The organism is Metallibacterium sp., assembly GCF_054637675.1.
This window is the reverse complement of record NZ_JBTSRB010000081.1, coordinates 1-7,378: the sequence shown is the minus strand read 5'-3', so window position 1 is coordinate 7,378 and position 7,378 is coordinate 1. Positions and strand designations below refer to the sequence as shown.

6 protein-coding genes are annotated in these 7,378 nt (G+C 65.0%); 4 read left to right on the top strand and 2 right to left on the bottom strand.

All coding sequences use genetic code 11. The features are described from left to right. The first annotated feature begins 265 nt into the window (after window positions 1-265). Entirely contained in the window at window positions 266-1,063 is a 798-nt protein-coding gene (locus tag ACYDAT_RS15370; RefSeq protein ID WP_461440513.1) for an SDR family NAD(P)-dependent oxidoreductase, read from the top strand. A gap of 60 nt (window positions 1,064-1,123) precedes the next feature. Here the strand turns inward: ACYDAT_RS15370 and ACYDAT_RS15365 are convergent, their stop codons facing one another. Together ACYDAT_RS15365 and ACYDAT_RS15360 are read right to left on the bottom strand one after the other, a co-directional pair. Beyond that, window positions 1,124-1,465, bottom strand: coding sequence for a high-potential iron-sulfur protein (locus ACYDAT_RS15365; RefSeq protein WP_461451240.1), 342 nt, complete (start codon window positions 1,463-1,465; stop codon window positions 1,124-1,126). A gap of 192 nt (window positions 1,466-1,657) precedes the next feature. After that, a complete protein-coding gene (locus ACYDAT_RS15360; protein WP_461451238.1) occupies window positions 1,658-2,197 on the bottom strand; it encodes a gamma carbonic anhydrase family protein in 540 nt (179 codons plus the stop codon). Between the two features lie 80 nt (window positions 2,198-2,277). Between ACYDAT_RS15360 and ACYDAT_RS15355 the strand changes: the two genes are divergently transcribed. The 3 genes from ACYDAT_RS15355 to ACYDAT_RS15345 all read left to right on the top strand — a co-directional run. Continuing rightward, on the top strand, window positions 2,278-3,690 hold the full coding sequence (locus tag ACYDAT_RS15355) for a coniferyl aldehyde dehydrogenase (RefSeq protein ID WP_461451236.1): 1,413 nt from the start codon (window positions 2,278-2,280) through the stop codon (window positions 3,688-3,690). A gap of 311 nt (window positions 3,691-4,001) precedes the next feature. Then, entirely contained in the window at window positions 4,002-6,041 is a 2,040-nt protein-coding gene (locus ACYDAT_RS15350; protein ID WP_461451234.1) for a M3 family metallopeptidase, read from the top strand. A 588-nt stretch (window positions 6,042-6,629) separates the two neighbouring features. Continuing rightward, on the top strand, window positions 6,630-7,378 hold a 749-nt coding region (locus ACYDAT_RS15345), incomplete at its 3' end, for a TonB-dependent receptor (RefSeq protein WP_461451232.1).

The window sequence follows — 7,378 nt, the reverse complement described above, 5'->3', positions numbered from 1 at the left end:
GTGCAGTGGCAGGGCGCGCACCTGCGCATCACCGCGCGCGGACGCCTGCTCACGCGCCAGGTGGCGATGCTGTTCGATGCCTACCTCGACGCCGCGCGCAGCACGCGCTATTCACGCGCGATTTGACGGCTGCGGCTGCTGCTGGCGTGGCGCACGCATACAGGATTCTCCGGCAGCGCCACAGATTCGAGCGGCCTCGGCGCAGATTCCTGGTTCGATAAGATCCAGCCTCCCATTCCGTTTTTCACTTTGACGAATCACGACCATGACCGGACGCACCAGGCTGACAATCGATTATCAGGGCTTGCTCGAATACGAACCGCGTGCTGATCTGCTTGCCGGACGCGTGATCCTGATCACGGGTGCAGCCGATGGCATCGGTCGCGCCGTCTCGCTCGCTTATGCCAGACATGGGACTCGGCTGATCCTTCTGGACTGGAACCGCAAGGCGCTGGATCACCTGCATGATGAAATATGCAATCTCGGATTTGCGGAGCCGGTTCTGTGTCCGGTTGATTTTTCCGGCGTGACCATCGATGGTCTGCGCGATGTCGTACGGCTTGTCGAGGAGCGCTTTGGCGCATTGGATGGCCTGCTCAACAATGCATCCTGGATGGGTGCGCTGAGCCCCTTCGAGCACTGCGAACCGAAGACATGGCTCAAGGTCATGAATATCAACCTCGCCGCGCCCTTTTTCCTTACGCAATGGTGCATGCCCCTGCTACGCAAGGCGGCCGATCCGGTCGTCGGCTTTTCGCTGCACGCAACGAGTCGCGCCTATTGGGGCGGATTCGCCATGGCCAAGGCGGGTCAGGAAGCACTGCTCCATGTTCTGGCCGAGGAATATCATCTGCAGAGTTCACAACCCGTCCGCATTTTCGGCATCGACACCGGCCCGGTGATGACATCGGGACGTCGACAGCACTACCCCGGCGAGGCGCCGGGGACACACCCCGGACCCGAGAGCGTGACGGGCCCGTATCTCTATGCCATGGGTCCGGATGCAGCCGCTCAGAGCCCGCTCTTGTTGCGACAAGGACGGACAGGTTCAGGCTCCGCATAAAGCGAAAGCCGACGTGAGTCGGCTTTCGTGATTGCGGGGTAGACACATGGTGTCCGTAATTTACTTTTTCATTTTGTGGGCTGAGCACCAGCCTTTGACGTGTACATCATTGCCCGGAAACAACTGGCATGGCCCCCATTGCTCGGTTGCGGTGCCTTGATAGAACGCGCAATCACCGCAGTACTGGTTGATCTTGTGGTTGGGAAATTTAGCCTGATCGGCCTGCGCCGTATTGTCGACATAACCCAGCGCCTGCGCTTGCGGAGCGCTCGGGCTGAGATGCGGCAAACCTGAAGCGGCTGCGCGTTTGGGCATTGCCGCGAATACAACCGCCGCCGCCGCGGTGCCTGCGGCGATCTTCAGGAAATGGCGACGCGATTCATCATTTTCATGTTGCGACATTGACAACCTCCATCGATGGCAATTGCTGCCCGTTGAACACTAAGGTCATAGTACGCCAAGTCGCAACGCGAGCATCTTGATCTGGATCAAGCTTGGATCTCGGTTTTGCACGTGTTCAGCAGTTTGCCGGCAAGAGTGTTGACGTTCGCTGCTGATTGATCGGGCACAAAATCACTCAACGCGGTGCACGCATCACATTGCAACGGCGAGGTAGCGATCCTTGAGGCGCACATAGTGCTGCGCCGAGTAGGCGAGTTGTTCGAGTTCGCGGGCCGAGAGTTTGCGCGCGAAGCGCGCGGGGCTGCCCAGCCACAGCTCGCCCGCGCCGACGCGCTTGCCGGGCGATACCAGAGCACCGGCGCCAACCATGGCGCCGCGTTCGACCACCGCGCCATCGAGCACGGTGGCGTGCATGCCGATCAGGCACAAATCATCGATTGTGCAGGCATGCAGGATGGCGCCGTGGCCGACGGTGACATCGCAGCCCACGATCAACGGCGCGCCGCCGGGCGTGTACGGGCCATCGTGGGTCACGTGCAGCACCGCGCCATCCTGGATGTTGCTGCGCGCGCCGATGCGGATGAAGTTCACGTCGCCGCGCGCCACCGCGGCGGGCCAGAATGAAACATCCTCGCCCAACTCCACGTCGCCGATCACGCTCGCAGCCGGATCGATGTAGCAGCGCGCGCCAAGGCGCGGCGCGGCATCAGCATAAGAACGCACGCAAGTCATCACATCTTCACCGCAAGGCCGCCGCGCACCATGCGCGAAGTCGTATTCTGGCGCATCGTGCACGATTGGCGGAGTGATCCATGGACACCCGGGTTTCCGAATCGGAGCTGCGCGCGTTGCTCGACGCGCAGCGCATGGCATGGGCGCGCAACATGCCTGATTATGCACAGCGCATGGATGACTTGGCGCGTTTGCGTGTGGCGTTTCAGGCGCGCTTCGCGCGGTTGGCGCAGGCGATGAGCGATGACTTCGGACAGCGCTCACGCCACGAAAGCCAGTTGTCCGACCAGATGACCGTGCTGCACGACATCGACCACGCGCGTCGGCACCTGAAGCGCTGGATGCGGCCGCGGCGGCGCTGGGCCGACGCCGCGTTTTTTCCAGCGCGCATCGAAATCCGCGCGCGCCCGCTGGGCGTGGTCGGCGTGATCGCGCCGTGGAATTATCCGGTGAGTTTGGCGTTGATGCCGCTGGTCGAGGCACTGGCCGCGGGCAATCATGTGATGCTCAAGCCCTCCGAGTTGACCCCGCGCACCAGCGCGGCGCTGGCCGAGCTGATCGCGGCCGTGTTTCCGCGCGAGCGTGTGACCGTGGTGCAGGGCGATGCCGCAGTTGGCGCGGCGTTCGCGGAGCTGCCCTTTGACCACTTGGTGTTCACCGGCTCCACCGCGGTTGGGCGCAAGGTGGCGTTGGCCGCGGCCGCCAATCTCACGCCGGTGACGCTGGAGCTGGGCGGCAAGTCGCCGGCCATCATCGCGCCGGGCTACGCGCTGGATACCGCCGCCGCGCGCATCGCACAAGGCAAGCTGCTCAACGCCGGGCAAACCTGCGTCGCGCCTGATTACGTGCTGCTGCCGCGTGGCACGCGCGCGGCCTTTGTGCAGGCATCGCGTGATTACGTGCGGCGCCATTATCCGTCGCTGCGCAGCACGCCGGATTTCAGCAGCATCGTCAGTGACCGCCACTACGCGCGGCTGCATGCACTGGCCGATGACGCTCGCGCCAAGGGTGCCGAGGTGATCGCGCTGCCGGATGCGAACGCGCACGATGTGGCGCGGCGCATTTTCGCGCCCACCCTGCTGCTGGATGCCAGCACGGACATGCGCGTTTTGCAGGAGGAAATCTTCGGCCCGATCCTGCCGCTGCTCGAATACGACACGCTGGAAGAAGCGATCGCCACGATGAATCGCCAGCCGCGCCCGCTGGCGCTGTACGTATTCGATGACGATGCGCACCGCGCCGCGCGCGTGTTGGAAGCCGTGCCCGCCGGCGGCGTCGGGCTCAACGACACGGTGGTGCAGTTCGCGCAAACGCGGCTGCCCTTTGGCGGCATCGGCGCTTCCGGCATGGGTCACATCCACGGCCACGCCGGATTTCTCACCTTCAGCAAGCAGTTGCCGCTATTCCGCCAGTCACGCTGGTCCGGCCTCGCCTTGCTGCGTCCGCCCTATGGAAAGCTGACCGAACGCATGCTGCGCTGGCTGGCGCGTTGAGTCCAATGCCGGGGCTCGGGGCTCGGGGCTCGGGGCTCGGGGCTCGGGACTCGAGGTCCGTGAGCAGGTGCGCGAACAAAGTGTCGCCGCCGGCGATGCTGCACGGCTCCAGACACGGCAGCAGCACGGCGCGCGCAGCCGGCGCCAAGGCGCTGAACAGCGCGGTGCGTTCGAGGGTTTCGATCAGCACCATGCGCAGCGCGGCGTCCATGGCGGCATGCTAGTCGCGCACCGGCAAGCCGACATGATGCGGCGCAACGCTTGAAATACGCGCCATGCAGCCCCACGCCGGGGGTTCTCGGAGAACACGCATGCACAATCCGTTGCTGGACGATGCCGCACTGCCCGATTTCGCCGCCATCCGCCCCGAGCACGTGCTGCCCGCGGTACAGGCGCGGCTGGATGCGCTGGAGGCCGGCATCGCGGCCATCGTCGCGCCGGATACGCCGCGCGACTTCACCCATGTACTGCTGGCCGAGGAGCGCTTGCAACAAGCGCTGGCGCGCACCTGGGCGCCGGTGGCGCATCTGCACGCGGTGGCGGATACCGCCGAATTGCGCGCGGCCTACGCCGAGGCCGAGCAGCGCATGACCAAGGTACAAGCGCGGCTGGGCCAGCATCGCGGCTTGCATGAGGCGGTGCGCGCGGTGCGCGAGCGTGCCGACTTCGCGCAACTGGACGCGGCCGAACGCGCGCTGGTCGAGCACGCGCTGCGCGATTTCCGCCTCTCCGGCGTGGCGCTGGAGGAACCCGCGCGCACGCGTTTCCGCGCCATCGCACAAGAGCTGTCGCAGCTCGGCACCAGCTTCGAGGAAGCCGTGCTGGATGCTGGCGAGGCTTGGCACGAGCACGTCACCGATGAACGCGATCTGGACGGCCTGCCGCCCTCGGCGCGCGACATCCTCGCCAGCTACGCGCGCGAAGCCGGCCTGGCTGGATTCCTGATTACCCTGCGCCAGCCCGCGGTGCAGGCGGTGCTGACCCATGCCGACAACCGCGCGTTGCGCGAGCGCGTTTACTGGGCGTGGAATACGCGCGCGTCCGATCAGGGTCCGCAAGCCGGCGAGTACGACAACTCCGCGCGCATCGCGCAGATTCTGGCACTGCGCCACGAGGCCGCGCAGTTGCTCGGATTCGCCAATGCCGCCGAGCTGTCGCTGGCCGACAAGATGGCGCCGGACGTGGCCACGGTGCGTGCGTTCCTTGACGATCTGGTGCAGCGCGCGCGTCCGCGCGGGCGGGAGGAGCGCGAAGCCCTGCGCGCCTACGCCGCCGCGGAATTGGCGCTGCCCAATCTGGAATCCTGGGACGTGGCCTGGGCCGCCGAGAAGCTGCGCGCGGCGCGCCATGCATTGGACGAGGAGCAACTCAAACCCTACTTCCCGTTGCCGCAGGTGCTCGATGGCCTGTTCGCGATACTCGCGCGCGTGTTCGGCATCAGCCTGCGCGAATCCGGCGGGGCATCGGTGTGGCACCCGGACGTGCGCTATGCGCAGGTTTTCGATGCCGACGGTCGCTTGCGCGCAGGGATTTACCTTGATCTGTACGCGCGGCGCGGCAAGCGCGGCGGCGCATGGATGGATGTATGCCGTTCGCGCTTCCGCGACGCACCGGACACGCAACCGCCAGTGGCGTTTCTCACCTGCAATTTCGCTCCGCCGGGGCGCGACGCGCCAGCGCTGTTGACCCACGACGATGTGCAGACGCTGTTCCACGAAATGGGCCATGTGCTGCACCACCTGCTGACCGAGGTGGATCTGCCCGGCGTTGGCGGCATCGACGGCGTGGAGTGGGACGCGGTGGAATTGCCCAGCCAATTCATGGAGAACTTCGCCTGGCAGCGCGAGGCGCTGGATCTGATCGCGCGTCATTGCCAAACCCACCAGCCGCTGCCCACCGAGCTGTACCAGCGCATGCTGGATGCGCGTCATTTCCACGCCGGGCTGCACTTGTTGCGCCAGCTCGAATTCGCGCTCTACGACCTGCGCTTGCACGCCGAGTACGACGTGGCCCGCGGCCCGCGCACGCTGGAGTTGCTGGCCGAGGTACGGCGCAGCGTGGCGGTGCTGACGCCGCCGGCGTGGCAGCGCTTTCCGCAGGCGTTCACGCACATTTTCGCTGGCGGCTACGCGGCCGGTTACTACGGCTACCTGTGGGCCGAGGTGCTGGCCGCCGATGCCTTCGCGCGTTTCGTGGAGGAGGGGGTGTTCAACGCCGCCACCGGTGCCGCGTTCCGCCGCGAGATCCTGGCCGTGGGCGCCAGCCGCCCAGCGCTGGCGAGCTTCCGCGCGTTTCGCGGACGCGATCCCGATCCGCTGCCGTTATTGCGCAGCTACGGCTTGGCCGCCTGAGAGGCGGTCGCCGACGTACTACGGCGCACGCACGCGCGAGGTCGCGGCGCCGCATCCGTGAAGGATCGATCCAGGCCACGCGCGGCGGCGGCATTGCCCCACCGGGTCTGGATGGCGCGGCGCAACATCTTGTTTGCGCCCTCGATCCACAATTGAGTTGGAAATGGTAATTGTGGGAAACGCAATTCCATGTCGCGGTGGCCATACGAATAAATTACATTAACGTAAATTTTATATCCAGGCGCTGTCATTGCGCGGTCATCCCGTCCTGTCAGGGTGCGCGTGTCCTGTGAATCGTCAGCGCATGCCCGCCTGCCCCATTTCCACCGGCCGCACCGATTGCGGCGGCTGTATTGCCGGCGCTGCCGACAGCGCGCAGCGCTGCGTATGCCTGACGTGCAAGCCGCAAACAGTACGGCGCATGGGCATGTGGCCGCAGCGGCATGCAAACGCCCAGGGTCGCAGCGGTTCTGCCGCGGGTGTCCCGGCGCGGCCGCGTGTTCGATCATTCGCAACGGGCAAGATCGGCAATCACGGAATACCGACCTGCATTATCTGGCGCATTACAGAGAATGGCTTATCCGCCCCATGGGCACAGCATTATCAAGCATAGCGATCAGCAGCATTTCCAACGACCCATCGCAACCATTTAGCCCCCGCCCCGAGGAATCGACCATGCATCAATACAAGCGTTCCGCCCTGTTCTTCGCACTGGCCAGTACCGGCCTGATGTCCCTACTGCCGCTCGGCGCCCTGGCACAGACCACGGCAGCGTCATCCAGCGCCACGGACCAGCCCGCCTCCACAAAGTCCGGCACGCCTAAGCCCGTGGAGAAACTCTCCAAGATCGAAGTGATCGCCCGCGAGCTGACGATTACGCGAATTCCGATGAGATCGGCCTACAGCGTGTCGATTATCGGTCCCTCAGCGATCCGGTTTGCCTCGCCGATGCTTGACGTGCAAAACCTGCTGCAGCGCACACCCTCGATCAACGTACGTACGCCCGCGCCGAATGGCGTGCGCACCAACATCACCTTCCGCGCGTTCAACAGCGGCCAGTTTTCGGAAACCTTCGCGGGCGTGCCTATCAACGGCGTGTTCAATGCTGGCACCACCAATGCGGCCTCCGACCGCAACGCCATTCCGTTGACGCTCAACAACATCAGCAGTGTGAACGTTTACCGTGGCATCAACAATCCCGCGGTGAATTCGTACAACTCGCTGGGTGGCACCATCGCCTTTGAACCGCGCCAACCCGGACCCAAGCCGGATGCCTCGGTCACCATGGGGGGTGGCAGCTTCAGCACCTGGTTCTATGGAATTACCGCCAATACGGG

What these genes read in the sequence shown, in the direction of transcription:
- ACYDAT_RS15370 (WP_461440513.1), top strand. Translation starts at nt 266, where the DNA reads ATGACCGGACGCACCAGGCTGACAATCGATTATCAGGGCTTGCTCGAA.
- ACYDAT_RS15365 (WP_461451240.1), bottom strand. Translation starts at nt 1,465, where the DNA reads ATGTCGCAACATGAAAATGATGAATCGCGTCGCCATTTCCTGAAGATC.
- ACYDAT_RS15360 (WP_461451238.1), bottom strand. Translation starts at nt 2,197, where the DNA reads ATGACTTGCGTGCGTTCTTATGCTGATGCCGCGCCGCGCCTTGGCGCG.
- ACYDAT_RS15355 (WP_461451236.1), top strand. Translation starts at nt 2,278, where the DNA reads ATGGACACCCGGGTTTCCGAATCGGAGCTGCGCGCGTTGCTCGACGCG.
- ACYDAT_RS15350 (WP_461451234.1), top strand. Translation starts at nt 4,002, where the DNA reads ATGCACAATCCGTTGCTGGACGATGCCGCACTGCCCGATTTCGCCGCC.